Here is a 25,970-nt window from a genome sequence, read left to right on the forward strand (position 1 = left end):
CTCCTTACACCAGATTCAACGGAGGGGACGGGGGAAAGACGACCGGTAGCGCCGTCATGGCGCGGTGGAAAGGCCCGGGCCGCCAGGCCAATTCGGCGGCGGGCACGGCGAGCTCCAGCTCGGGCAGCGCGTCGAGCAGCTGATCGATGGCGTCCTGCACCACCAAGTACGCCACCGACCGCGCCGGGCAGGCGTGCGGTCCGGCGCCCCACGCCAGGTGCGAGCGGTTGCCGGTGCGGTCGCCGCCGCGCACGTCGGGATCGTTGTTGCTCGCGGCGAGGCTGATCAGGACCGGCTGGTGCGCGGGCAGCCAGGTGTTGTCGATCAGGATCGGCTGGCGCGGGTAGGTGATGGAGAAGTTCGCCATCGGCGGGTCGTTGAACAGCACCTCGTCCAGCGCGTCGCGGGTGGAGAGGCTGCCGCCGAGCACGTGTCCGCCGAACCGGTCGTCGGTCAGCATCAGCAGCAGGGTATTGGTGATCAGGTTCTGCTGCGGTTCGATTCCCGCCCCGTAGAAGCTGATCAGCTGACAGAGCATCTCCTCGTCGTCGAGCTTCGCGGGGTGGTGCGCCAGTCGGGAGGTGACGTCGTCGCCCGGGTCCGCGCGCCGCAGCGTGATCAGCTCCATCAGCGCCGCGCTGAGCATCTCCATGCCGCGCGCGGCCTCGACGGTGTCGAAGAGCATCGCCATGCCGGTCGCCACGCGCTGACCCAGTTCGGTCGAGCAGCCGACCATCTGGTTCAGGACCTCGAAGACGAGCGGGAAGGCGTACTGGGTGACCAGATCGGCCGAGCCCGCCTCGCAGAAGGTGTTGATCAGCGGGATGGCGATCTTCTCGACGGTGGCGTGCAGCGCGTGCAGGTCGATGCCGTCGATGCTCGCGACGTAGGCCTGCCGGTAGCGCGCGTGCACCGCACCCGCGTTGCGTAGCGCGTTCGGGTACCACTCCATCATGGGTTTGACGGGGCAGTCGTCCGCGATGTCCTTCTGCCACATCCGCGGGTCGGCGGGGAAGTGGTCCGGGTCGTTGAGGATGCGCAGCGCGGTGCCGTACCCGATGATCAGCGTCGCGGGGACGCCCGGCGCCAGTTCGATGGGGACCACCGAACCGTACTGGCGGCGCATGTCGTCGTAGGCGCCGTGCGGGTCGGCGGCGAATTCCGGTGCGTGCAGCGGGATCCGAGGGCCGTCGGCGCCGACCGGGGATCCGTGCTGGACCGGGCAGACTCCGGGTGCGGTGACGTGCGGCGCGGTGACCGCGGACTGTGACGTGGTCAAAAGACGGTACTCCAGACGAGGGACATGAGCTCCGCGTCGAGTGGCCGGAACTCGGGCGCGGCGCACCGTGATTCATCGCGGTGACCGCACAGTGCCTGCCGGACAGGCGATCTGGGCTGCGATCACCGTCGACCCCGACAAGCTCTGACCCAAGCGTCCAGAACTCGACAACTCGCCCACGTTAGCAGCAATGCGAGAGGTTCTGTCTCGTTGTGACAAAAATTTGTTAGCACACGAAAGTAACGCGCGGCCGAAAACGCCTGGTCGCAAGGGGTGTATAAGGTGGCGGCCGAAAGTCGCTGCGGCTAACCGGGATTCGTGAGGAGCTACAGGCAGGGCCTAGTTCCCACCGCGCGCGGACGCGTGCACCGCGACGAGCCGGGCGGCGCGGATCGCGTCCCAGAGCGGGCGCAGCAGCGTCTCCTGCGCGCCGATGGCGCTGGCGGAGGTCGGTGCGGACGCCGGTTCACGTTGCGCCACTGTCAATATCGCGGCCACGTGATCGGCCGTGTCGAGAATGCGCTTGGCGCGCAGCGGGATCGAGCTCGGGTAGTCGTGCCTGGCGTAGTCGGCGAGCTCGGCCTCGATGAGTTCGCGGGGATCGGAATCGGCTGCGCCGACCGCGGTGGTGTGCAGCTGCATCAGCGCGTCGGCGGCATCGCGGACGGCCTCCCGCATGGCGTATTCGGCCTCGCCGAGCGACATGTCCGGGCCGGGGGCGGGTGGGATCGGGGTGCTGTAGAGCGTCCACTGCAGGGTGTCGTCGTCGGGCCACCGCGGGATCAGGCCGGTGCCCTCGGTGCCGGGCACGCCGATGAGCAGACCCTCCTCGGCCTCGATGGCGTCGGCGCCGAACACGGTGCCCGGCGGCAGTCCGCGCACATCGCCGGGGACCGGAAGCACCAGGCGCAGCTGCGCGCCGGGCTGGGCCATGGCTTCGCGGATGACCTTGAGCAGAGCCATGACACCGGACCCTGGCAGCATGGTGCGCGAGGACCACGGCAGGTCGGTGCGAGCGCCGGTCATCGGGTCGCCCGCGGCGATGGTGTGCCGCGGCGCCCACGCGTGCAGCGCCTCCAAGACGTCGTCGGGCGCACTGCACCCGGCCAGCCAGGAGCCGGCCCACACCGTCAGCGTGGCACTAGGAGAGCACATAATTATCGAGCATAAACGCTTCGGGCTACCGGTGGGCATCGGCGCACGAGCCCTCGTGAGCTGCGCGCACCCGCCGAATCGGCCCCGCGCGAAGGCGCCCCGTCCACCGGTCGGGCGGCTCGTGCCGGGCTACTCCGGTTCGGTGACGAAGTCGATCAGACGTTCGACCGCACCGATGAGCGGAGCCTCCAGATCACGGAAGGACTCGACCGCGTCGTAGACCCGGCGCCACCCGTCCTGCGGCGTGCCCCAGCCGAGACGCCGGCAGACGCCGGTCTTCCAATCCTCCCCGCGCGGCACCTCGGGCCAGGCGTCGATGCGCAGCGTCGCGGGCCGCACCGCCTGCCACACGTCGATGAACGGGTGCCCGGTCACCAGCACGTGCGGGCCGAGACCAGTGGTGAGCTGGGTTTCCTTCGAGCCGGTGACCAGGTGGTCGACCAGCACGCCGACCCGGCGGCCGGGACCGGGCTCGAACTCGGCCAGCCGCGCGGCCAGGTTGTCCAACCCTTCCAGGTGCTCGACCACCACGCCCTCGACCCGCAGATCGTGGCCCCACACCCGCTCCACCAGGGCGGCGTCGTGCACACCCTCCACCCAGATTCGGCTTGCCTTGGCGACCTGGGCGCGCAAGCCCGCCACCCGGGTGGAGCCGGAAGCGGACCTGGTCGGCTGCTTCGGCGCGGCGACGGCAGGGCGCACCAGGGTGACCGGTCTACCGTCGATGAGGAAGGCCGCCTCCCGCATCGCGAACAGCCGCACCGCACCGCGCGCGTCCTCCAGCTTGACGAACTCGCCGTCGTAGCTGCGATCGAATCCGACCACGGCGCCGCAGAATCCGCTGGCCGCGTCCTCCACCACGAGGTCGCGTTCGGCGGTCACCTGCGGCACCGCTCGCTTCTTGGTCCTCTCGTGCCCGGCGAAGATGTCGCCGTACCTGTCCCGCGTACCCACCCGCCCGAAACTACCGGCCGTCGCGCGGTTTTCGCGGGTGCGACGCGACGTTTTCCGGCGCGGAGAGTGTGCTGTGCGCCGCTGTGCCCGGCGTCGAAACCTTTAGTAGAGCTCGAAGATCGGCTCCCTGCGATTAGAGTGGGTGCGTGGCCGCAATAGCTTGGCTGGTCGCGGGCATTCTGCTCGCGGCCGCAGAGATGCTCACCGGGGACCTCACGCTGCTGATGATCGGCGTCGCGGCCCTCGGCACGGCGGGGGTGAGCGCCACGGCGGACACCTCCCTCGTGGTGGACGCGGTGGTCTTCGCGGTGATCACCGCGGTGCTCATGCTCGGGGTGCGGCCGGTGCTGCGCCGCAAGTTCGGCACGCCGCCGCCGATTCCGACGAATGTCGATGCGCTGCCGGGGAAGTCGGCCCTGGTGTTGGAGGAAGTGGCCGCCCACTCCGGCCGGGTGAAGCTGGGCGGCGAAGTGTGGACCGCGCGGCCGATGAACCCGGACGAGGTGTACGAGCCGGGCGTGACCGTGTACGTCATGAAGATCGACGGCGCGACGGCCGTCGTCTGGAAGGGGCCGTAATGGCTGTATTGATCGTCGCCGCCGTGCTCGTCCTCTTGGTCGTGGTGGTGGTGTTCAAATCGATCGCGCTGGTGCCGCAGGCCGAGGCGGCGGTCATCGAGCGGCTCGGCAGGTACTCGCGGACGGTGTCCGGTCAGCTGACGTTCCTGGTGCCGTTCGCCGATCGGATCCGGGCCAAGGTGGACCTGCGCGAGCGGGTGGTGTCGTTCCCGCCGCAGCCGGTGATCACCCAGGACAACCTGACGCTGCAGATCGACTCGGTGGTGTATTTCCAGGTCACCAGCCCGCAGTCGGCGGTATACGAGATCAGCAACTACATCGCCGCGGTCGAGCAGCTCACCGTCACCACGCTGCGCAACGTGGTCGGCGGCATGACGCTGGAGGAGACGCTGACCTCCCGCGACCAGATCAACAACCAGCTGCGCGGTGTGCTCGACGAGGCCACCGGACGCTGGGGCCTGCGCGTGGCGCGGGTCGAGCTCAAGGCCATCGATCCGCCGCCGTCGATCCAGGAGTCGATGGAGAAGCAGATGAAGGCCGACCGCGAGAAGCGCGCGATGATCCTCACCGCGGAAGGCACCAGGGAGTCGCAGATCAAGACGGCCGAGGGCGCCAAGCAGGCGCAGATCCTGGCCGCCGAGGGCGCCAAGCAGTCCGCCATCCTCGGCGCCGAAGGTGAGCGGCAGAGCCGCATCCTGCGCGCCCAGGGCGAGCGCGCCGCCGCCTACCTGCAAGCCCAGGGTCAGGCGAAGGCCATCGAAAAGGTCTTCGCCGCAATCAAATCCGGCAAGCCGACGCCGGAACTGCTTGCCTACCAGTACATGCAGACGCTGCCGATGGTGGCCCGCGGCGACGCCAACAAGGTGTGGCTGGTGCCGAGCGATTTCGGCAAGGCGCTGGAGGGCTTCGCCAAGAGCTTCGGCTCGCAGGGCGAGGACGGCGTCTTCCGCTACGAGCCGCCCGCCGACGACTCGGCGCCGGTCAAGGTCGAGGACGATTCCGATGTCGCCGACTGGTTCGACACCGCCTCGGATCCCACCATCGAACGCGCCGTTCGCGCGGCGGAGGCCACCGCACGCCAGCCTGTCGAAGGCCTGACGCCCACCCCGCTGCAGCGCTCGCCCGAGCCCTCGCCGCACCAGCAGGTCGTTGCGCCCACCGAGTCCGCGCCCGCGCAACAGGAGCCCGCGCAACCCCCGGCCTACCGCCCGGACGACCCGCACGGCCGCCCGTGGCAGCCCCCGGAGAACTACCGGCAGTAACCGTTCCGGCACCTCGTGCCGCTCCCTCAGTGCACGCCACTCGAATGTTTCGGGCGGCGGCTGCCGTCCACGCTGAGGGTGGTGAGGTGGCTGACTCGGTGGCGATCGCGCGGCCGTGTTCCTGAGTGGTTGGTGTAGATTCTGAGGTCACCAGCTGGAAGGGGGAAGTGGTGACGCAATCCAGTTCAGGGGAATCGCCCTTCGATGTCGTTCCGGCCGACGTGACCGACGCTGGTCGTTATGTGCAGTTGACTGCCGAGGAATTGATCAACGGGGTTCGTTCGCTGGATGCCGACATCACTAGGCTTTTGGAAACCTGGAGCGGCACGTCGGCCTCCGTCTACCGCGCTGGCTGGGACGAAGCCCGCCAAGGTGCAGAGACCGTTTTGGAGTCGTTGGGTAAGTTGGCTGAACTTCTCGGTGTGGTGGCTACCACCCACACCGATCTGGATTCCGGGCGCGCCGCGAACATCAGCTCGCTCGAGCTGCCGTGAGAGTGATGGGGGAAATACACTGTGGCTGAACCGTTTCGTGTGGATCTGACCGAACTCGACGACATCACTGCTCGCGTCGCAGGTTTCGTCGGATTCCTCAACGAGAGTCTGTCCGGGCTGCAGGAACGTACCGCCGCTTTGCAGTCGAGCTGGACCGGTCCGTCCGCGACTGCCGCAAGTGAGGCGTTCGCGCAATGGCTGACTGGAGCACAAGATGTCGCCGACGGCATCGAGGCAATGCGGGCCGCGGCTGTCGCCGCACACGAGCGCTACAGCGCAGCCGTGGCAGCGAATCTGTCCATGCTCGGACGTGGCACCAGAGCCCAGCCGTGACCGTGCTCAAAGTCCCTCCGCAGACGTACTATGACGCCGCTGATATCTGCGCAACAGCAGCCTCCGGGTACTTCAACGCATTCAAGACAGCGATGCGGTCCTTTGGTGACACCACCAACATGGCAGGTAGCGTCGGAGATGGTAAGAAGTGGGCCGAATCCTACGATCAACAGGCCAAAGACGTATACGGCATGTCTATCGATCTGGTGCTCGCCCTTGATGGATACGCGCAAGTACTCAAACAGGCTGGTTACAACCACGCCATCGCCGACTACGACCCGGCAAGTGGCAGGCCTGCACCCGAGGCCCCGAATCTCACCCCTTCGTTCACTCTTTCCCCGCAGGAACTCACCTCGCTCCTTGTTCCGCCGTCGGCAGGTGGACCTGGCAGAGGCTTGGTCGATGACGGTCTCGAGCTGGCGGCCAAGATCGGTGTCCCCGTCCCCGACGGTGACACCGAGAAGTTGTCACACTCCGCTGACGTATGGCACGCCTTGGCGAACAACGATGTAATCACCGCCACTCCTGGCGACCTGGAACGCGCCGCGGCCATGTTCGAACAGGTCACCTCCCCGGATGCGAACTTCATCGATGAAGACCTGCGCGAAATCAAAGCGGCCGCCTCCGATCTCGCTGGCGCCTACGCCGAACTGACCCAGGCCTGTCGTGAGCAGAAGCAAGCTCACGACAAACTCCGCGAGGACCTACACAAAACCCTGATAGCGCTCCGCGATGCCCTGCTCCAGGAACTAGCCATCAATGCTGCGATCGGCGTGGCGTCGTCGTTCGTCAGTTTTGGCGTCGGGGCCGCCCTCGCGGCCGCTAAAACTGCTAAGGCCATCGATAATTTCGTCGACATTCTCCGAGGGGTCGTCAACGCCGCGAAGCTCAAGACCGTCGTCACCATCCAACGCGTCACGGCTACAACCAGGAAAACAATTCAACGCATAAAGGACCTGACTACCAGGCTTGTCGCAAAGATCAACAGTAAGAAGAATGAGACGACCGGCAGGCTTTTCTCGAGATCGGGATCGAAAACCAACAAAGAGATTCTGGAGAGCGGCGACCATCTTCCATTGACAATCGAAACTGTGCGTGAGTACGCCAAAAAAGCTGGTATAGACTTGGAAGGCGTGGAGATCAACTTGGCGATCACGCCAGATGATGTCGCGTACTATGACTGGGCTGGTGCTGGTGCAAGTGCCCAAGGGAATTCGATAAACCTCGCGCCAGGTGCATTTGCCAGCGAAGAAGCGCTGATTCGGAACTTGATACATGAGCGTGTCCATGTGCAACAGTTCCGCGACGGGCGAACTGGCGCCTCGTCGTCGGTCCGTGCATTGGAGGACGAGGCATATGCTGCCGATGAGGTTGGATGGTTGGACTACCAGAAGAGGGCAGGGCGATGAACGGTGAATTCGAGGTACTCGGCGTCTATCCGGTGAGTTTCATGCCGGTTCCGTTCGTTGTCGGAACGCCGAGTTGGGACATGTGTGTTGGCCAGTCGGTGCGCCTTCGCAAGAAGAATGGAGCGATTTTCGACGGCACGATTGAGTCGTTCGACTTCCATCGTCCAACCGAGGATCAGATATCCGTAGTTTTTTCCGCGGGTATATCAAAAAATGCTGAACCTGGCGATGTGATTTCACTGGTTCAAGAGGTGGATTTGTAATCGGTGCCAGTTGCGGCCGTCCGAAGGTCCGCGGGGCGGCCGAATCCGGCACCGACGTGGGAGCCGATTGCCGTCAGCGTCCACACCGCCCCGTCGCTCACCATCGAGCGGCGGGGCGGTTCGCGTGGCGCGACATCGCGTAGCCCAAGGAATCGGGGGCAGTGCGGTTTTCGCCGTGTTCGGCCGAAAACGTCCGGCGCCACGGATAATCGGTGCGTGCTCGTGGGCGAACGGACATCCGGGAGAACATGCTGACGCGGAGGGCCTTGTTGCGGGCGGCGTTGATCGCGCCGCTGGCGGGCTGTGGCACGGGTGTGCTCGGCACACCGGGCGCGGCGCGTATCGCCGTGTCCTGGAGCGGTTCCGAGCTCGCGGCGTTCCGCGCGGTGCTCGACGCGCTGCACCTGTCGGGCTCGGTCGACGTGATCCCGCTCGGCGACGAGATCGAGACGGCGTTGACCGGTGGACGGTCGGCGCCGGAACTGGTCATGCTGCCGCAGGCGGGGCGGGTGCGCGAACTGGCCGAAGACGGCGTGCTGCGTGATGTGCCTGAATCGCTGTGGCTCGACGAGGTCGAGAAGCGTTGCTATTCGGGGGTCTGGGCGGAGTTGCTGTACCACGACGGACGCCCGTACGGCGTGCCGTTCAAGGCGACCGACAAGTCGATGGTCTGGTTCGACCGGGAATCGGCGGTCGAGGCCGAGGTCGGAACCCCGGCGCTGTGGACGCTGGATTTCTGGCTCGACCGCATCGAGTTCCTCGCCGGGAAGGACCGGCGGCTGCTCGCGCTGGCCGCGGCGGACGGGTGGGCGCTGACCGATCTGTTCGAGAACCTGCTGTACGCGCAGGACCCGGAAACCTATGCGGCCCTTGCCGCCCGCGGCCCGACGGCGATCTGGGCGAAGGACCCGGTGCGCGCCGCCCTGCACCTGCTCGGCTCGTGGGCGGCGAACCCCGCGGCCTTCGCCGGCGGGATCGGCACCGCCCTGACCATGCAATTCTCCGACGCCATCCGGGAAGTGTTCGAGCGGAGGCGGGCGGTGATGGTGGTCGCTCCCGATTTCGCCGAGCCGGTCGTGCGCAAGGCCGTCGCGCGATCGGGACGCAAGCCCGCCGAGGTCGTCGGGGTGACGGCCTTTCCCGGTCTCGCGCCGGGTGGACCGCGCCCGCGCATCCTCGGCGGCGACGTCCTCGTGCTCAGCCGCTCGGCGGACGACGGTGCGAAACGAGTGCTGGCCGCGCTGGCCGCGCCCTCGGCTCCGCTGCCGTGGATCAACGGATTCCACGGTTTCCTCGCGCCGAACACCCGAACCGACGCCGCGTATTCGCCGTTTCTGCGGCCGTCGGCCGAACGCCTCGGCGACACCGCGGTATTCGGTCCGCGCGACGAGGTGGTGTTCGACCTGTCCGACCAGATCGGAGCGCTGGGCGGACGAAACGGGTTGTGGCGCATACTCACCGAGTTCCTGGTCGCCGTCGACGGCGACCCGTCCGGCGTCGGTCTCGCGGTGAACGACGCGGTAGCGGCGCTGGCCGGGTGGTGACTCGATGACGACGCCGCCCGGATTCCTCAGCAACGGATTGCATGTGGAACTCGCCACCCGGCGGATGCGCGGTGCGTTGATCGGTGGACGGCAGCCGTGGCGCGGCTGGGGATGGGCGCGGGTGGCGCCCGCGTGGCTGCTCGGGGCGCTGCTGCTGCTCGCCTCGGGCTGGACAGTGGCCACGGCGGGCGCGCGGGTCGGGGTGGCGCTGTCACTCGTCGTCGTCGGCGCCGTGGTCCTGCTCGCGGCGCGGCTGTTCCCGTCCGGCACGCCGCGGGTCGGCGCGGTGGTCGCCGCCGTGATTTCGATGCTGGCCGGACCGCTGCTGTTCGTGGTAGTCGCGAGCAAGGACACGCTGGCCGTCTACGGGCGGACGATGCTGTTCGTGCTCGGCGGATTCGGGCTTATGGCGGCGGCGCTGTTCACCGCGTGGTGGAGTCGCGGCGTGCGGTGGTTGTGGCTGCCGCTGGTCTTGCCGTTCGGTGTCGCGGCTTTCGTCTCGGGTCTGGCGTTCCGGGTCATGTTCGAGGCGGCGGTGCCCGTGGGTGATGTCGCGACGTTCCAGACCGGTTACCGCTGGATGCCGCTGATGGCGTTCTGGTGGACCTGGTTCGGCTTCCTCACCGGCATGTTCTCGGCAGGCCTCCGGGCGATCGAGACCGATCCGGTGCGCTGGGGCTACCTCAACGCCCCCACCGGTCGCTTCCGGTTCGCGTGGATGGCCTGGCGCGGGGTGCGGCTGGTGCACCCGGTGGTGCTGATCGCCGGGATCGCCGCGGTCGTCGCGGCGGCCAGGGTGTTCGACGTCATCCTCATCGGCATCCCCGCCGCCTACCAGTACGACAGCGACAGCGCGACAGTGCGCTGGTGGCGGTTGGCGACCACCGACAGCGCCGCGGCCGAGGTCGCGATCTACTCGGTGCCGTTGGCCGTCCTGGTCGGCGTCTGCGCTTTCGCCCTCGGAAAGACCGGCGGTCCGCGGGAACTTCGCTTGCCGCTGCGCCCACGTTCGCACGAACCGCACGCCGCGCGGCGGCCGGGCAGGCTCGTCACCGGTTTCGCGGTGCTGATGGGTTTCGTCTCCGTCGCGCCGCTGCTGATGCTGGCCGTGGTCTCGATGCGGCAGGCGGACGGTCTGGGCTGGCCCGCGATCGGCCGGGTCTGGGAGGCCGGTCTGCCCTCGACGTTGGGTGTGACCGCCCTGGTGGCGACGGTCGCGACCGTGCTGGCGGTCTCGGCCGCGCTGCCGGTCGCGCGGTGGCTGTCGGCGACGCCGTCGGACACGTGGCGGGTTCGCCTTGCCACGGCCGCGCTGGTGGTGCTCGCCGTGCTGCCCGCCCAGATGTATCTCGGGCCGATCGACGAGGTGAGTGAATCGCTGGGCCTGTCGGGGACGCAGTATCCGCTGATGCTGGTCCACGGCGCGGCGGGACTTCCGGTCAGCGTGTTGATCCTGCGCGGTGCGATGCGTGCGGCCGAGGAGAACCCGAGCTCGGCCGCGCTGCACGGGCTGGCCAGGCCCGGCGCCGTCGCGCGGCGTTTGTGGGACGGTGCGGGGCGCGCCGTGGTCACCGCGGCGGTACTCGAATTCGTATTGGTGTGGAACGACTTCTTCGTCAGCCTGATGATCAGCGGCGCGGGCGCGAGCCCGTGGTCGCTGCTGCTGTGGGGCGAGGCCCGCCAGTACGAGGAGAACTTGCCGCAGCTGGCCGCCGGAGCCCTGGTCTTCGCCATCGTCCCGGTCGCGTTGTTGCTCGCGACCTGGCGCCGGTTCCTGGTGCCCGGGCTGACCGGGGGAGTGCTGCGATGAGCGGGCCCGTCGGCGCGCCGCCGCCCTCGCCCGGGATCGCCGCGCCGCCACCGGCCCTGCTGCGTTTCCGGTTCGGCGGTGGCGCCTTGGCCGCGGCTGTGCTGCTCGGACTGGTGATCAACATCGTGTCGAGCCTGTTCTTGGAGCGCGGCGTCGGCGTGCTGCTCTCGGTGGGGCTGCTGGTGATCGCGTCACTCGCCGTGCTGCTTCTGGTCAGCCGCTGGCTGCGGGCCGAACGGCGCAGGCTTCGCGAAAGCCCGCACACCGCAAGGGAACTGGAACTGCTCAGCGATTTCGACGACGCGCAGACGCCGATCGGCGCCAACCCGAGCGCACCGGCGCCGCCGCTGACGAGAATATTCGGCGCCACCCATGAGGAGGCGGCGGTGCTCGGCGAGCTGCCGGTGCGTGGATACAGTGCGGCCGCGTTGCTGGCGGTGCTCACGGCGATCCTGGACGCGCCCGCCCGCGACCCGTCCGACGGCACGCCGCCGCGAACGACCGCGCCGTTGCTGCTCACCGAGCTGGAAGCGGACGGTTTCGTGCGGGTGGCCGGTGTGCAGCAGTACTGGGTCGTCGCGGTGCCCGATACACCCAGCGGAGCCGACGCCCGGGCCGGATCGCGGTGGAGCGCCGCGATCACCACGCTCGCGCAGCATCACGCCGACCGCGCGGAACGGTGGGCGATCGGTCTGGGAACGCCGCGTTTCGCGGCCGCGGGGCGCGGCTGGTTCGAGGCCGAGGAAGAATTCCTGCGGCACCTGGTGAAGGAGTTCGCATCCCTCGGAGCTCTGCTGCCGCGGACCGCAGTGCCCAGCCTGATCCGGATCGCCGACGCGCTCGACGTCTGGGACGCGCGCACCAGAGGGCACGACGCCGAACTCGCTCGGAAGCTGTGGCCACCCCCACCCGATCCGAACCAACCGCGCGATACACCACTGCCAGGTCTGGACGCGCTCGGCGCGCACGCGGACCACGTGCGGCTGCGCGCGGGCCACCTCGCCGAACCGCCCCGCCGCGGCGGCGACCGTGGTCGTTACGCCGACCTGACCGCGCGCTACCACCACGTCCGTGCGCTGGAGACGCTGGACCCCGCGCTCGAGGAGTTGTGCCGCGCGCTGGATACGCGGCGCCTGGATACGCGGCGCCCGGATACGCAGGCAGCACACCGGGCGCGTTCGGACCGCCGAGTGGCGGAGGCGCGCGGCAAGCTGGAGAACGCGGGCCGCCAACTGGAACGCGTCTGGTGGTTGATGCCGCGCGAGGACATCCCGGGCGAGGTCTGCACGTTGGTGAACCTCGGCATCGTTTTGCTGTGCCAGGGTCGCCTCGACGACGCGCAGGACCGCTTGGAGCTGGCCGAGGCGCTGACCAGGCAGGGCCGCGACCCGGACGGTCGCGCCCACATGCACGAGATCCTCGGCCACGTCTGGTGGGCCCGCGGCGAGGCCGTCCGCGCGCTGCGCTGCTGGCGGCTCTCGCTCACGGCGTACCGCGCGTTGTGTGACGATCACGGAATCGCCCGCTGTCTCCAGCATCTCGCCGCCGCGGTGATCGCCGATCCGTGCTGCGTCGACGATGTGCTCGGTCCGGATCCGTGCCGTCCGCCCGGCCACGCGATCGAGCAGGCGACCGGCTGGCTGGCAGAAGCCCAATCGCTGTATCCCGCCGCGCGAACGGCGAATCACTATCGGGCCCGAGCGCTCCTGCAGTGCGGTGTTTCGCCGCGCTACGCCATCGATCGCTGGCCGCTGCCGCTCGAAGAGAACGTACCGAGCCGATGAGGCGCCGCGTCGACAGCGCTTAATCGGGATCTGTAATATCCCGATTGTGATCATGGGTGAAGGCGTCGAATGGGGGCTGCACTGCTGCCTGGTGCTTGCCTGGCTGGAGGACCGGGCGCCGATCGCGACCGCTCGCCTGGCGCGCATGTTCGAGCTGCCGCCCGACTACCTCAAGAAGCGGCTGCAACCGTTGGTCCGGGCAGGGATTCTGGAATCGACGCCCGGCGCGCGCGGCGGCTATCGGCTCGCCATGGCGCCCGAGCGGGTGACGGTGCTCGATGTGGTCGTGGCGGTGGAGGGGCGCACCGAGGCGTTCGCCTGCAACGAGATTCGCCAGCGCGGCGCGGGGGCGACGGCGGCGGCCAGCGAATTCGCGCGCCCGTGCGGCATCGCGACCACGATGCGCCGCGCCGAGCTGGCGTGGCGGCGCGAACTCGCGGGGCGGACGCTCGCCGATCTGATCGCGGAGAGCCCGCCCAATGCCTCCGTGCGGGCGCGCCGCTTCTACGAGCAGCTCGCCGTCTGATCTTTCGCCCGGTCGCGAGGCCGGGCTTGCTACGAAGGAGATTAGGGACAGTGAATATCCCGATTGTTGCCGAACGTAAGGTCGAGCGAAATGGTGTGGGCCGCATCGCGGTTCTCGCCCTCGGCACGTTCGCGGTCGGCACCGACGCGTTCATCCTGGCGGGCTTCCTGCCCGACACCGCCGCCGAGCTCGGCGTCGACACCGCCGCGGCGGGTCTCGCGGTGAGTGTGTTCGCGGCCGCCTACGCCGTGCTCTCACCGGTGCTGGCCGCCGTCACCGCGCCGCTGCCGCGCCGCGCGCTGCTGATCGGCGCGCTCGTCGTGCTCGCCGCGGCCAACCTGGGCTCGGCCGCGGCGCCGAACCTCGCGGTCCTGCTCGGCACCCGCGTCCTCGCCGCCGCGGGCGCGGCGGCCTACACGCCGAATGCCGGGGCGGTCGCCGCGGCGCTGGCGCCACCCGAACTGCGCGCTCGAGCTCTGGCGACCGTGGTCGGCGGGTTGACCGTGGCCACCGCGCTGGGGGTTCCGCTGGGCAATCTCGTTGGACGCGTGCTGGGTTGGCGTTCGGCCTTGGCGCTGGTGGCGGGGTTGTGCGTCGTCGCCGCGGTATGGCTGGCCGCGGTGCTGACCCCGGCGCGGCAGTCGGCGTCGAACGACGAGGCTGTGGTCGCGTTGTCCGGCGCGCCGCGCGTCCCGGTGCGCGCGCGGTTCGCGGTACTGCGCAGGCCCGGGGTGGCAACGGTGCTACCGCTGACCGTGCTCGGTATGGCCGCCGCCTATGCCGTGTACGCCTACAGCGTCCCCGCGCTCGCGCAGGTCGGTATCGGCTCGGCGGCCACGGCGTGGGTGCTCGCCCTGTACGGTGTCGGCGCGGTGCTCGGCAACACCGCCTCCGGATACGCGACGGACCGCTGGGGTGCGACCCGAGTCCTGATCTGCGGGTACGCGGCCATGGCCGTCGCGCTGGGCGCCCTCGGTTTGCTGGCCGCCACGGATCGTGTCGCGCCCGTGCTCGTCGGCGTGCTCGCCGCGGTGTGGGGCGCGAGCGCGTGGTGCCAGACGCCCGCGCAACAGCACCGCCTCATAGCGGCCGCGCCCGCCGAGGCGAGTCTCGTTGTCGCACTGAACGCTTCGTGCATCTACCTGGGCATCGGCGCGGGCACGCTGCTCGGCGGATTCGCGGTGGGCCACGGCGGCGTCCTCTATGCCGCGGGCGCGGCGCTGGCCGTGATCGCGTTGCTGTTCGCCGCCGGTACGACGCGAAAGGCCTGACGGGGCGTCGGAACCCGCCCGTGGCCGCTGTGTCCGTGTCGGAATCCGGCGTGCCGCCGCTACCCGCGGGTGTTCGTCGGCGCGGGCAAGCAGGCTGGATCCATGACCGACGACATCACCGCCATTCATCACACCGCCGTTCTCACCCGCGACCTGGACGGCCTCGAACGCGTCTACCGCGCTTTGGGTTTCACCCTGAGTCCGCGGTCACGGCACCTGCTGAGCGCGCGGCAAGGGGAGGCGCCGCAGGCGGGATGCACCGCGAATCTGTGCGCCTTGTTCGGCGGGTCCTATATCGAATTGCTCGGCATCGTCGACGAATCCGCACCGGACCCCTGGCACACCAAGTCGATGGCGGATCAGTACGAAGGCTTCCGCATCCTGAACCTCGACACCGACGACGCGGCCGCCACCCACGCACGGCTCGTGGCGCTGGGCATGCGAACCTCGGGCGTGCTCGGCCTCGAGCGCGACGTCGACACCGTCGAGGGAGTGCGCACGGTCCGGGCCCGCGCCGTCCACCTCGACCCGCGCAGCACGCCCGAGGGCTATCTCGGCCTCGCCCAACACCTCACCCGCGAGTACGTGCACCAGCCGCGATACCTGTCGCATCCGAACGGCGCGCGCGGCGTCGCGGCGGTGCTGATCGTGGCCGACGGCGACGAATTCGACGGCATCGCACGGCGATACGCCGAACTGATCGGCGCGGGATGGACCGACGAGGGTCCGCTCTCGGTCCTCGTGCACAAGGACGTCCGCCTGGAACTGGTGCGCGCCGCCGACGCCCCCACCGTGCTGCCCGGCGAATCCGCCCCGGCCCCTTCCTATCTGGCCGCGATGACGATCCGCGTCGACGACGTGACCGCAGCGCGCGGGCTGGTGGAGCGCGGCGGCATCCCCACCCGCACCACCGCGAACGGATTCTTCGTTTCCGGTCACGACGCGTATGGAGCGGGTCTGTTCTTCACCGCGCGGTGAGCGCGGGTGCCGCGCGCTTGGCGTACCGGGTGACCGGGGCGGTATCCAGTCGTTCCACACCCGGCAGTGCGCCAACCCGCTCGACGACGTAGTCGAATACCGCATCCACGTCGCGGCAGATCGCCACGGCGATGATGTTGTGCGGTCCGGTGGTCGCGCCCGCGAACGCGATCTCCGGATCCTCGATCAGCGCCGCGCCGACCGCGGCGAGGTGCCGGGGCGTCACCGTCAGCCACAGCAGGCACTGGAACGCGTAGCCGAGCAGCGCGGCGTCCACCTCGACGTCGAATCGGAGCACGCGCGCCCGCCGCAGCTCGTCCAGCCTGCGCCGCACCGCGGATTCCGACCAGCCGAGCGCACCGGCCAGGCCCGGATAGCTCGCCCGGCCATCGGCGGCCAAGCGGGGCAGCATGCGTCGATCGAGGTCGGTCAAGGCGATCGGCCCGCCGTCGATTGGCAGCTCGGCGTGCAGCGCGGATACCTGATCGGTGTCCAGCGCGGACGTGCGGCCGTGCCAGCGCCTGCGCGTGAGATGGCGGACCAGCCGCTGCGCGTCGACGCCGAGGACGTCGGAATGCCTGGCCAGCGCGGGCAGCGGCGCGGGCTCGGCGGCGGCGGTGCGGAAGACGCAGACGATCTCGGCGCCGCTGGACAGCACCGTCACCCAGGCGGTGTCCGGTCGCACCGCCAGCGCGTGCGCGAGGGCGTCGGCGCGGTGCGGCCGAACCCGCAGGCGCACCACCCACTCCGCGGTTCCGGTGCGTCCACTGTCGGCCACCCCGGTCACCCGGACCGCGCCGGTGGTGGCCAGGCGCGCGAATCGTCGTGCCACCGTCCGATCGGAGACGGACAGGACCTCCGCGATCCTGCTGAACGGCGCCCTTCCGTCCACTTGGAGGGCGTGCAGCAGTCCGAGGTCGACCGCGTCGAGCGCCTCCGTCTTCATGGGCCAAGGATAGGGCGGCGCGACGGGTTTCCGTGGGGTGCGGGCGACGGCGACGATCGTGTTGCTCGAAAATGCGTGCGGCCCCGTCGAATACGCGTCCCAAGCGTGGGGAACCGCACAGTCGCCTCGATTGACGGGGCCCGAGACGCCGGTTACTAATGGACGGTGGCGCGTCTCGCGCCACACAGCAGCCTGACGAGCGAAGCGGGGTGAGCGGCGGATGCCGGATGTCACTATCGGAACGCCGATCGAGAGTTCGAGATGACCAGCTCGCTCGGCACGCCGACCAACCGCTTCGACACCGAAGTGCTCGGTCTGCACTGGATCCCGCTGTCGGCGTCGGACGAGGACACCGCGGCGGTATTGCGCGAACGCCTCGGCATCGACTTCACCCGCACCACCGATCGGATCTGGGAGACGGGTGATTTCGTCTACCTCCCGGTCGCCGCGACCTATCTGCGCGGCGACGCGGTCCGGCGCGAGACGATCGTCTTCGCGCTCGGCGGGGACTTCGTGGTCACCTCGCAATCCGCGGAACCGTTCGCGCCGTTCGATCGCGCCGTCGCCGAGATGGGCCGCCGACCAGCCCTCGCAGGTTCCCCGCACGGCGTGCTCTACGCCCTGCTTCGCTCGCTGAACGAGGCCGCCGAGGGCGTGCTCGGTCGCGCGCGGTCGGGGCTGGAGTCGCTCGCTCGCGAGATGGCCGCCGCCGTCGACGGCGACCGGGCCCACGAGGTCGCCGACCTGCGCGCCGCGGTCGCCGACCTGGACGCCGCGGAGGAAGCCGTCACCATGGTCCGGGACACCCAGCGTGATCTCGCTCGCGCGACCCGCCGCCTGCTCGCCGAATACGGCGACCGTGCCGAGGAACTGAGCGGCGCGATCGGCCACCTGCTCGCCGACATCGAGGACGTGCGCCAGCGCGCGGTCGCCGAACACGACCGCGCCCGCTACCTCCAGCAGGCACTGCTCATCCGCCTCGAGCTGCGGCAATCCCGAACCGTCAAGGTCCTCGCCGTGTCCGCCGCGCTCCTGTCCATCGCCCTGCTCGCGCTCTGCTACCTCGTGGCCCTCGCCTGACGGTGCTGCCGCAGCCCGCCCCGAAAAAGCCACTCTCGCAGCTGAAGTCGGAAACGCGATCCGGCCATGGCCGACGCGGTTCCGGGTAGTATTCGACTGACCCGCGGGTGGGAAGAACGGAGCGGGCCGTGTGTGGAATCAGTGGCCACCTGGCCAGACCGGGCTTCCCGTCGCGCGGTGACCTCGTCGAGACGATGACGGGCGCGCTGCGCCATCGCGGGCCCGATGCGACGGCGATGTACGCCGAGGACTCGATAACGTTGGGCTGCACCCGGTTGGCGATCATCGATCCCGGCGGCTCCGCGCAGCCGCTGCGCAGCGCCGACGGTGCGCTGGTCCTGATCGCGAACGGGGAGATCTACAACTTCGCCGAATTGCGCGACGGCCTGCGGCGACGCGGTCATGTCTTCGCCACCGACGGTGATTGCGAAGTCATCCTGCACCTCTACGAGGAGCACGGCGACCGCGCGGTCGATCATTTGCGCGGCATGTTCGCCTTCGCCCTGTGGGACGGACGGCTCGGTCGGCTGACCCTGGCCCGCGACCGGATGGGGGAGAAACCGCTCTATTACACCGAACGGCCGGACGGACTGCTGTTCGCCTCCGAGGCGAAGGCGTTGACGGTCGCGGGCGTGCCGGTCGAACTCGATCACGGAAGCGTCGCCGACTACTTCCGCCTCGAGTACGTGCCCGAGCCACGGAGCATCCTGCGAGACGTGCGGAAAGTCCCGGCCGGACACGTCGTCACCGTGGACACCCGTCCCTGGCGGGTGCGTCCGTGCGCCTACTGGCGGCTCGAGGACGCGGAGCCGATCGAAGGTTCGAGCGCCGACACACTCGGCGCGATCCTGGCCGAACTGGCTCCGCTGGTCACCAGAACGGCCCAGCCGCTGGGCATTTCGCTCAGCGGCGGACTCGATTCGAGCCTCGCCGCCGCGCTCGCGGCCAAATTCTGCGCCGCACCGGTGCGGGCGTTCTCGGTGGGTTACGCGGGCCGACCGGCGAACGACGAGCGACACCACGCCAGAGAACTGGCCGCCGCGCTCGGCATGCCGTTCCACGAGATCGAGATCGGCGCCGCGCGGGCGACCGCCGACCTGCCTCTCGTCGTCGCCGCGCTGGACGATCCGATCGCCGATTTCGCGGGCGTGTGCTATCACGCGGTGCTGCGCGCGGCGGCCGAGGCGGGTGTCCGGGTGATGGTGCAGGGCCAGGGCGCCGACGAGCTGTTCTGGGGTTACGGGTGGGTGCGGGAAGCCGTCGCGCTCAGCGAGGCGCGCGGGAATCTGGTGTTCTACGAACTCGATCCGGATTTCCGGGAGGCCGAGCGGTTGGCGCCGCGGTACTTCGGCGAAGCGATGCGCGACGCGGCGCCGACCGGTTTCGCGCTGACCGGCGATCGGCCCGATATCGATCTGACCCGGCTGATCGTCGGAACCTACCTGCGGGAGAACGGCATCGCCCAGTGCGACCGGCTCAGCATGGCCAACTCCGTCGAATTGCGCCTGCCCTTCGTGGACCACCGCCTGGTGGAGGCCGTCGTCGGCCTGCGCAGAACCCGACCGGACCATCGAGATCCGCCGAAGCACCGGCTGCGGGAGGTGGCGCACGCGTACCTTCCCGCGCATGTCGCCGACCGACCCAAGCGCAGCTTCTCGCCGCCGCTGCGCGAGTGGCACGCCGCTTACCTGCGGAGCTACGGCGACCTGTTGCCCGGCGGCGAGTTGGTACGCCGCGGGATCTTGACCGAAGCGGCGGCCCGGAGTCTGTCGGTCGCCGACTTCCCGCCGGGTGCCGGCTCTCCGTTCTCGTTCAAGGCCTTGATGCTCGAAATGTGGTGTCGGCACAACGTCGCTCGCGCAAGGAGATGATCGATGCAGGTGGCAGTGGTCGGCATGGGCTACGTCGGGCTGACGGCGGCGCTCGGACTCGCGGCGTCGGGACACGACGTCCTCGGCATCGATCACGACGAGAACCGCATCGCCCTGTTACGCGACCGGCGCTGTCCGTTCCACGAGCCGGACGTCGCCGAAGCCCTGCTCACCACGACGGCGACCTTCGAGCAGGCGCTCGATGTTCCGGTGCAAGCCGTGATCGTCGCGGTCTCCGCGCCGCTGGACCAGGACGGCGCGATCGATCTCCGTCACGTGGAGGCCGTGCTCTCGGAAACGCTGTCGGCCCAAAGGCTTCCGGACCTCGTCGTCGTGAAGAGCACGATCCCGCCGGGCACCAGCGAGCGATGGGCGACGCGGTTTCCGGCGCTGCGCCCGCGCTACGCGCACAATCCCGAATTCCTGAACCAAGGCCGCGCCCTTGCCGATTGGCAGACGCCCGACCGCATCGTGCTCGGCCTGTGGAACCGCGAACTGCTGCCCGTGCTCGGAGCGCTGTACCACGACAAGACGGCGCCGCGGCTGGTCATCGGCCCGACCGAGGCCGAAGCGGTGAAATACGCCAGCAACGCCTTCCTGGCGACGAAGATCAGCTTCGCCAACGAGATCGCCAACTTCTGCGACGAGCACGGCATCGACGTGGACTCGGTGATCGACGGCGTATCACTGGATCCCCGCATGGGACAGGGGTTTTGGCGTCCCGGCGTCGGCTACGGGGACTCCTGCCTCGCCAAGGACATGACCGCGCTGACCCGTTTCGCCAGGCGTTCCGGCCGACCCATGACGCTGCTCGAATCGGTCGCCGAGGTGAACGACCGTCAGCTGCGATTGCCCGTCGAGATCGTGGCGCGTGAGGCGGCAGCGGGCGCACCGCCGCCGGAGGTCGCTGTCCTCGGACTGCTCTACGAACCCGACAGCGACGACATGCGTGAAGCGCCGAGCCGGACCGTGGTACCCGCGCTGGGGGCCGTCGCTGCGGACGTCCGGGTCTGGGATCCGATCTTGAGCGCGGCGGCTTTCGCCGATCTGTTCCCAGGGGTCCGGCGCGCCCTCGGCATCAAGGAAGCCGTGCTGGACGCCGCTGTCGTCCTCGTGCTGACCGAGTTCCCGGAGGTTCTCGCCCTCGACTGGACCGCCGTGGCGCAACTCGCGCGGCCGAATTGTCTTGTCGTCGACGCCAAGAACGCCCTCGATCCGTCCGTCGTCGCGGCGGCGGGGCTGCGCTATCGCGGGGTCGGGCGGGCCGGTGGTCGAGGCGCGCCGGAAGAAAGCGTCGACGCGAAGTAGAAGGGATGTCGCCATGGGGATTCTGGTCCGACCGCGTTCGGAGGGCGGCGGTTACGGCGGCTGGCGATGCGAGGTGGACGACATCGTCCTCTCGGCCGACGGCGCGGAATACACCACCCACGAGACCGACGAGGCGGTGTGCGTTCTCGACGGGTGGCTCTGCTCGGGCGGCGGTGCGGCCGAACTGCTCGCGCTGTATCGCACGCACGGCATGGCGGCCGTGGCCGGGCAGGACGGACAGTACGTCGCCGTCGTGCACGATCGCTCGCGCGGAGAAACGCACCTGGTGGCCGACCCCGGCGGATTCGGGAACGCGTGTTACCGCGCCTCGGGTTTCGGGTTCGGCTCGCGTCCCTACGACCTCGGGACCGGAAGGTTGTCCCGCGAGGGCCTCGCTCTGTATCTGACGTTCCAATACGTCCCCGTTCCCTATTCGATCTTCGACGGAGTACGGCGGGTGCCCCCGGGCGCCGTGGTCACCCAGCGCGGGCGAGACCGCCACGTGCGGCAGCAGACATCGTTTCCCAGCCCGGCCGATCCGTCGGAAGTCGGCGCGGCCGCGCCCGAGGAGTTGGTGGCAAGGGCGCTCGACCTGCTGACCGAGTCGCTGGCCCGCCACGCCGCGCCACACGAGCGATTGGGCATGATGCTCAGCGGCGGGATCGACACCAGCACGAACGCCACCGTGCTCGCCACCAGGCTGGGCTGTCGGCCGCGGGCTTTCACGGCGTCGTTCCGCGAGACCGGGTACGACGAAACCGAATACGCCGCGCTCGTGGCCGAGCGGTTCGGCTTCGACCACGTGGTGGTGCCGGTCGGGCCCGAGGCCGTGGAACGCCTGCCGGATCTGGTGCGCGGCTTCGACAGCCCGAACGCCGACCAGGCGATCGTCGCCACGCAGGTGATCGCCGAACGGGCCGCGCAGCTGTCGTGCACGCACATCGTCACCGGCGAAGGCGGCGACGAGGTGATGGGATTTCCGATGTCGCCGCACGACGACGTCCACCTCGTCGACCTGCCCTCGGGCTCGCGGGACCTGGCGCGGTTCTACCTGGGCCAGATCGCATTGGGCAGCGCGGCGGACCGCGCGCTCGTGCACCGGGCGCTGGGCGTGCCGGAGGACCTCGCCGTCGACATCCTCGCGGAACTGTACGAGGAACACCGCGCGCATTCCGCGCTGGACCGATTGCTGTTCGGTCAGTGGCGAACCTGGTTGACCGAGGGGGTGTACCGCAAGGATCACCACACCTTCCGCGCCGCCGGGCTGACCAGCGTGTTGCCGTTCGCGGATCCGCGCGTCATGTCCTTCGTCGCGGGAATGCCCGCGGGCCAGCGGTATCGAGCCCTCGACGGCAAGGCCATGCTGCGCGCCGGTATCGCGCCGCACTTGCCCGATCGGATATTGAAGCGCAAGAAGCACAAATTCTGGATCCCGTTCGCCGAATGGTTCCGCGGCCCACTGCGCGATCACCTGCACGGCGGCCTGCTCTCCGGTCCGGTGGCGAACGACCTCCTGGACCCGAAACTCGTTCGCACACTTGTCGACTCGCACGAGCGCGGAATCGAGGACAAGAGCGGAATCCTGTGGGCGCTGTGCTTTCTCGACGCGTGGCTGTCCGCACTTCCGCCGCGACCGCAGAGCGCACCCTAGTGGATTCGGCTGCGACGCGGACCACTTCGGTGCGAGTCCGCGAATCCGAGGACACCGCGGGACGAAACTGGCACCATCCGAATGGCGGCCCTTGGAGACAGGATTCGACGCTCGATGGTTACGTGGCTACTCAGCATCGTGTCGGGATTGATCGTCGCGATCACAACGTTCGGGGTGACGAGGTTCTACGACGCGACGCGGGTCCGGCGTAAATCCGGACACCTGAATGTCCTGGCCGAGGGTCAGGACATTCAGATTGTGATCCCCGATTTTCACGCGGGCTGGCTGTCGATCTACGGCACCGACGAGAAGGCGGAGATGCCGCCGAACGTCCGCGTGATGCCGATGGCGGAGGGCGGCGCCATCGCCGAGGCGGTCCTGGCCTGGCGCGGACTCGGCAAACGGAACCGGATCAGTATCAGCACCCAGGACGCCTACCAGGACACCCACGGCCTGACCATTCTCATCGGCGGGCCGAGCGTCAACCGGTTGACCGGAAACCTGCTCAAACGGTGCTTCCCGAAGTTCCAGATCAAATACCCCGAGCACGTGGCGTCCTACGGTTCGATCAGTTACGACGTCACCGCGGACGAGAACGGCTCGCTGCTCGAGGACTACGGATTCATCGCGGTCAGTCGCACGCCGACCGGTAAGCGGTGCGTGGCGCTGTTCGGAGTCTGGGCTTTCGGCACGCTGATCGCCACCCTCGCGCTGCTCGATCGGGTGGCGCGGGGAAACGATATCTGGAATTCGATTCGCGAGAAGAAAGACTTTCTCGTCGTCGTGCACTGTGAATTGGACGGGCTCGAATACAGCAATATTCGAATCATCGGATACGAAGAGGTATAGCGGCGTTCGCCGCTATACCTCGATCGCCCACCTCAGAAGACGAGAATATCTTTGGCGCCGATCCGCGCGTGCGGAACGAATGCTTCGCGAAAACGGTCGAAGGGAATTCGGGTCGTCGTTCCGCCGATGATTCCCGGCCATGCGGCGTCGACCTCGCGCAGGAGTTCGATCGCGTGCTCGAAATGCACCCGTGAGGAATTGACGACGCCGAACAGCACCTGGTTGCGCTTGACCATGGTGCCCAACAGCGCGGCGCCGTCCACGGTGGCCTCTTGGCCGCTCGGCAGGCCGACGACGCAGCAGGACGCGTTCTCCGCGCCGTGCGTCGCCAGCAGTTGCGGCAGAAACGCCACGCCCGCCGCGTCGATGACGACGCGGTGCGCCGCGATCGCCTGATTCGTCACCATGTCACCGGGAGCCAACTGGTGGGACTGATATTCGGCGCCGAAGGACGCGGCCGCTTGGGCGGCGAGCGAACTCGGTGGGGCCGGATCCACGACGGTGACCTTGTGACCGGCCAAGCGCAGGAACGCGGTGGTGAGCAGGCCGATGATGCCGCAGCCGATCACCAAGGTATTGCCGGACGGATCCGACGTCCCCAGTCGCTCGTCCATCTGCCGCAGCGTGTCCAGCGCCTTGACCACGATGGAAGCGGGTTCCACCAGGACGCCGAGGTGGATGAGCTCTTCCGGAACGGGAACCAGCTTGTCCGCGGGCGCGCGCCAGTATTCCGCCATGAAACCGTCCAGTTCGCGAATCCCGCGCTCTTTCCACGAGCCGTTGCTGCACAAGTCCGGCCTGCCGCGGCGGCATTGACTACACGGCACCGGGTCCGGATCGCGGACGACGCAGGTGACCAACTGACCGGCTCGCAGCTCGGGCGTCGCGCTGTGCACCACCCGCCCGAGTACCTCGTGTCCCAGTATCATTTCGTCGGCCGCCGTGGGAAGTTGTCCCTCGGTCCCCGCAACGATTTGGATATCGGTCCCGCAGACGCCCATCTCCAGGGTGCGAACCAGCGGCCCCCGCGGGTCGACGGCATCCAGCGTTCTGATCACCTCGCGCGGTGCGCCCGTGGGATCGGGCGGTACGACGAGGCAACGCGCGCGTATTGTCCGATCCTCGGATGATCCAGCGTAATCCACTTCGCATTACTCCTTGTTCGGAATCGTTGGTGAAGCAGATGATCGAGGCGTGCGGCATTCGGCCGGATGGGCACATTCCGCCACACGGGGAGTTTAACGGACCCGATCGGCGCCGGATCGATGATCGCGATTCGGTGCTGCCTCGTGCGGGAGGTACCCGGCGGTGGTCGATCGGAACGCTGTAACGCCCGGAATTCACTTCGGTTTCGCCCGCGAAAACTGACCGCGCGCCACCTTTCGCGGGCTATTTCACCGCTTGTTCGATCGTGGTAGTGCTGCCGTTGAACGGGCGACTCGCCGTCGCGACGGAATTGTGCAGCCTGGCTTCGAGCGGCCGTCCGGCTGGAGCGTGGAGATGGTCGCGAGCGTGTAGGGGTATTGACGGCCCGGCGTCGATCGCGCTCTCCTGTGACGTCATCGGAGCAGGAAATCGGTTGGGCGACTGGTGACTTCGGTCGCCGCGGACGATCGCCACGAAGACGGTGCGCGGCGCGTCCGGCGGGGGCATCCTGGGAGGTGCTGTTGCCGACGGCGAGAAGGTGGTCGATGTGGACGATGCGATGGACGCGTACTCGCGGACGGTGGTGTCGGTGGCCGAATCGGTCACGCCGCACGTGGCGAGCGTGCGGACCCGGCGGGGGACCGGTTCGGCCGTCGTGTTCACCGATGACGGATTCCTGCTGACCAACGCGCACGTCATCGGCGCGGCGTCGCACGGGGAGGTGGTGTTCGCCGATGGCGTGGAGTCCCGGTTCGACGTGGTCGGCGTCGACCCGCTCTCCGATCTCGCGGTGCTGCGCGCCCGCGGCGGCGGTCCGGGCGCGGCGGTGCTCGGCGACGCGGACAAGCTCGTCGTCGGGCAGCTCGTGGTCGCGGTGGGCAGCCCGCTCGGTTTGGCGGGCTCGGTGACCGCGGGCGTGGTGAGCGCGCTCGGCCGCGCGGTGCCGGTCGCCTCGCGCCGCGCGGGACGGGTGATCGAAGACGTCATCCAGACCGACGCGGCCTTGAATCCCGGCAATTCCGGTGGCGCGCTGGCCGATTCGGTGGGACGGGTGGTGGGCGTCAACACCGCTGTCGCGGGAATCGGTCTGGGACTTGCCATTCCGATCAACGCAACCACCCGTCGCATCATTGCCATCCTGCATGCCGAGGGCCGCGTCCGCCGCGCCTACCTCGGGCTGGTCGGCGTCCCCGCGCCGCTGCCGTCCGAGGTGGCCGAGCGGACCGGTCAGCGAGCGGGCGTGCGTATCGTCGAGGTGGTGCGCGGCGCGCCCGCGGAGGCCGCCGGACTGCGCCGCGGCGATCTGGTGCTCAGCGTCGCGCGCGAGGAGGTTCGCGATGCCCAGGGCATCCAGCGTCAGCTGTTCGCCGACGCCATCGGCCGTCCCGTTCCGGTCACGGTGCTGCGCAACGGCGCGATGGTCGACGTCATCGCCGTGCCGAGCGAGCTGACCGTCGACTAGCTATTTTAGGGCAATAC

At 68.9% G+C, this 25,970-nt stretch carries 23 protein-coding genes; 18 read left to right on the forward strand and 5 right to left on the reverse strand.

All coding sequences use genetic code 11. From position 1 onward, the window contains the following. Positions 1-4: 4 nt before the first annotated feature. From AB0H49_RS08260 to AB0H49_RS08270, 3 genes are all read right to left on the reverse strand, one after another. Positions 5-1,279, reverse strand: a complete 1,275-nt coding sequence (locus AB0H49_RS08260; protein WP_357248704.1) for a cytochrome P450 — start codon at positions 1,277-1,279, stop codon at positions 5-7. 339 nt (positions 1,280-1,618) lie between these two features. Beyond that, positions 1,619-2,434, reverse strand: coding sequence for a hypothetical protein (locus AB0H49_RS08265; RefSeq protein WP_357248707.1), 816 nt, complete (start codon positions 2,432-2,434; stop codon positions 1,619-1,621). A 129-nt stretch (positions 2,435-2,563) separates the two neighbouring features. Beyond that, positions 2,564-3,388, reverse strand: a complete 825-nt coding sequence (locus AB0H49_RS08270; protein ID WP_355002392.1) for a DUF3097 domain-containing protein — start codon at positions 3,386-3,388, stop codon at positions 2,564-2,566. Positions 3,389-3,534: 146 nt separating this feature from the next. Here AB0H49_RS08270 and AB0H49_RS08275 point away from each other — a divergent pair, with 146 nt between their 5' ends. The 12 genes from AB0H49_RS08275 to AB0H49_RS08330 all read left to right on the forward strand — a co-directional run bounded on the left by AB0H49_RS08275 (position 3,535) and on the right by AB0H49_RS08330 (position 15,640). After that, positions 3,535-3,966: an NfeD family protein gene (locus AB0H49_RS08275; RefSeq protein ID WP_355002393.1), complete on the forward strand. Its 432-nt coding sequence runs from the start codon at positions 3,535-3,537 to the stop codon at positions 3,964-3,966. Further along, positions 3,966-5,228, forward strand: a complete 1,263-nt coding sequence (locus tag AB0H49_RS08280) for an SPFH domain-containing protein (RefSeq protein WP_357248711.1) — start codon at positions 3,966-3,968, stop codon at positions 5,226-5,228. Before AB0H49_RS08275 ends, AB0H49_RS08280 begins: the two co-directional genes overlap by 1 nt. 170 nt (positions 5,229-5,398) lie before the next feature. After that, on the forward strand, positions 5,399-5,722 hold the full coding sequence (locus tag AB0H49_RS08285) for a WXG100 family type VII secretion target (RefSeq protein WP_355002395.1): 324 nt from the start codon (positions 5,399-5,401) through the stop codon (positions 5,720-5,722). Positions 5,723-5,743: 21 nt separating this feature from the next. Further along, positions 5,744-6,055 (forward strand): WXG100 family type VII secretion target, encoded by a 312-nt coding sequence (locus AB0H49_RS08290; RefSeq protein ID WP_355002396.1) that lies wholly within the window; start codon positions 5,744-5,746, stop codon positions 6,053-6,055. Further along, positions 6,052-7,464 (forward strand): hypothetical protein, encoded by a 1,413-nt coding sequence (locus AB0H49_RS08295; RefSeq protein WP_355002397.1) that lies wholly within the window; start codon positions 6,052-6,054, stop codon positions 7,462-7,464. The genes AB0H49_RS08290 and AB0H49_RS08295 overlap by 4 nt, the downstream gene beginning before the upstream one ends. Then, positions 7,461-7,727: a hypothetical protein gene (locus tag AB0H49_RS08300; RefSeq protein ID WP_355002398.1), complete on the forward strand. Its 267-nt coding sequence runs from the start codon at positions 7,461-7,463 to the stop codon at positions 7,725-7,727. The genes AB0H49_RS08295 and AB0H49_RS08300 overlap by 4 nt, the downstream gene beginning before the upstream one ends. A 248-nt stretch (positions 7,728-7,975) precedes the next feature. Beyond that, positions 7,976-9,271 carry an ABC transporter substrate-binding protein gene (locus AB0H49_RS08305; protein WP_357248715.1) on the forward strand — a complete coding sequence of 432 codons (1,296 nt, stop codon included), beginning with the start codon at positions 7,976-7,978 and terminating at the stop codon, positions 9,269-9,271. Between the two features lie 4 nt (positions 9,272-9,275). Further along, positions 9,276-11,081 carry a hypothetical protein gene (locus tag AB0H49_RS08310; protein ID WP_357248718.1) on the forward strand — a complete coding sequence of 602 codons (1,806 nt, stop codon included), beginning with the start codon at positions 9,276-9,278 and terminating at the stop codon, positions 11,079-11,081. Next, positions 11,078-12,865, forward strand: a complete 1,788-nt coding sequence (locus AB0H49_RS08315; RefSeq protein WP_357248721.1) for a hypothetical protein — start codon at positions 11,078-11,080, stop codon at positions 12,863-12,865. The genes AB0H49_RS08310 and AB0H49_RS08315 overlap by 4 nt, the downstream gene beginning before the upstream one ends. Positions 12,866-12,917: 52 nt before the next feature. Further along, entirely contained in the window at positions 12,918-13,391 is a 474-nt protein-coding gene (locus AB0H49_RS08320; protein WP_355002660.1) for an Rrf2 family transcriptional regulator, read from the forward strand. Positions 13,392-13,441: 50 nt separating this feature from the next. Then, positions 13,442-14,662 carry an MFS transporter gene (locus tag AB0H49_RS08325; protein ID WP_357248724.1) on the forward strand — a complete coding sequence of 407 codons (1,221 nt, stop codon included), beginning with the start codon at positions 13,442-13,444 and terminating at the stop codon, positions 14,660-14,662. Positions 14,663-14,764: 102 nt separating this feature from the next. After that, positions 14,765-15,640, forward strand: a complete 876-nt coding sequence (locus AB0H49_RS08330) for a VOC family protein (RefSeq protein ID WP_357248727.1) — start codon at positions 14,765-14,767, stop codon at positions 15,638-15,640. Here AB0H49_RS08330 and AB0H49_RS08335 read toward each other — a convergent pair. Then, positions 15,627-16,586 carry an AsnC family transcriptional regulator gene (locus AB0H49_RS08335; protein WP_357248730.1) on the reverse strand — a complete coding sequence of 320 codons (960 nt, stop codon included), beginning with the start codon at positions 16,584-16,586 and terminating at the stop codon, positions 15,627-15,629. The genes AB0H49_RS08330 and AB0H49_RS08335 overlap by 14 nt on opposite strands. A 261-nt stretch (positions 16,587-16,847) precedes the next feature. Here AB0H49_RS08335 and AB0H49_RS08340 point away from each other — a divergent pair, with 261 nt between their 5' ends. From AB0H49_RS08340 to AB0H49_RS08360, 5 genes are all read left to right on the forward strand, one after another. Next, positions 16,848-17,666, forward strand: a complete 819-nt coding sequence (locus AB0H49_RS08340) for a CorA family divalent cation transporter (protein ID WP_355002405.1) — start codon at positions 16,848-16,850, stop codon at positions 17,664-17,666. Between the two features lie 128 nt (positions 17,667-17,794). Continuing rightward, positions 17,795-19,537, forward strand: a complete 1,743-nt coding sequence (gene asnB, locus AB0H49_RS08345) for an asparagine synthase (glutamine-hydrolyzing) (RefSeq protein WP_357248734.1) — start codon at positions 17,795-17,797, stop codon at positions 19,535-19,537. 3 nt (positions 19,538-19,540) lie between these two features. Then, positions 19,541-20,845, forward strand: coding sequence for a nucleotide sugar dehydrogenase (locus AB0H49_RS08350; protein ID WP_357248737.1), 1,305 nt, complete (start codon positions 19,541-19,543; stop codon positions 20,843-20,845). Positions 20,846-20,858: 13 nt separating this feature from the next. After that, the gene (locus AB0H49_RS08355; protein ID WP_357248740.1) at positions 20,859-22,496 is read left to right on the forward strand and encodes an asparagine synthase C-terminal domain-containing protein; all 1,638 of its coding nucleotides are present in this window, start codon (positions 20,859-20,861) and stop codon (positions 22,494-22,496) included. A 114-nt stretch (positions 22,497-22,610) separates the two neighbouring features. After that, positions 22,611-23,345, forward strand: coding sequence for a hypothetical protein (locus AB0H49_RS08360; protein ID WP_355002409.1), 735 nt, complete (start codon positions 22,611-22,613; stop codon positions 23,343-23,345). A 32-nt stretch (positions 23,346-23,377) separates the two neighbouring features. Here AB0H49_RS08360 and AB0H49_RS08365 read toward each other — a convergent pair whose 3' ends face one another. Then, positions 23,378-24,403, reverse strand: coding sequence for an alcohol dehydrogenase catalytic domain-containing protein (locus AB0H49_RS08365; RefSeq protein ID WP_357248743.1), 1,026 nt, complete (start codon positions 24,401-24,403; stop codon positions 23,378-23,380). A gap of 647 nt (positions 24,404-25,050) precedes the next feature. On the opposite strand from AB0H49_RS08365, the gene AB0H49_RS08370 reads away from it, so the two are divergent. Next, complete coding sequence (locus AB0H49_RS08370; protein ID WP_357249056.1) at positions 25,051-25,953, forward strand: trypsin-like peptidase domain-containing protein; 903 nt, start codon at positions 25,051-25,053, stop codon at positions 25,951-25,953. Positions 25,954-25,970 lie beyond the last annotated feature (17 nt).

Origin of the sequence: Nocardia sp. NPDC050713 (genome assembly GCF_040654315.1) — a bacterium.
Lineage (GTDB): Bacteria > Actinomycetota > Actinomycetes > Mycobacteriales > Mycobacteriaceae > Nocardia.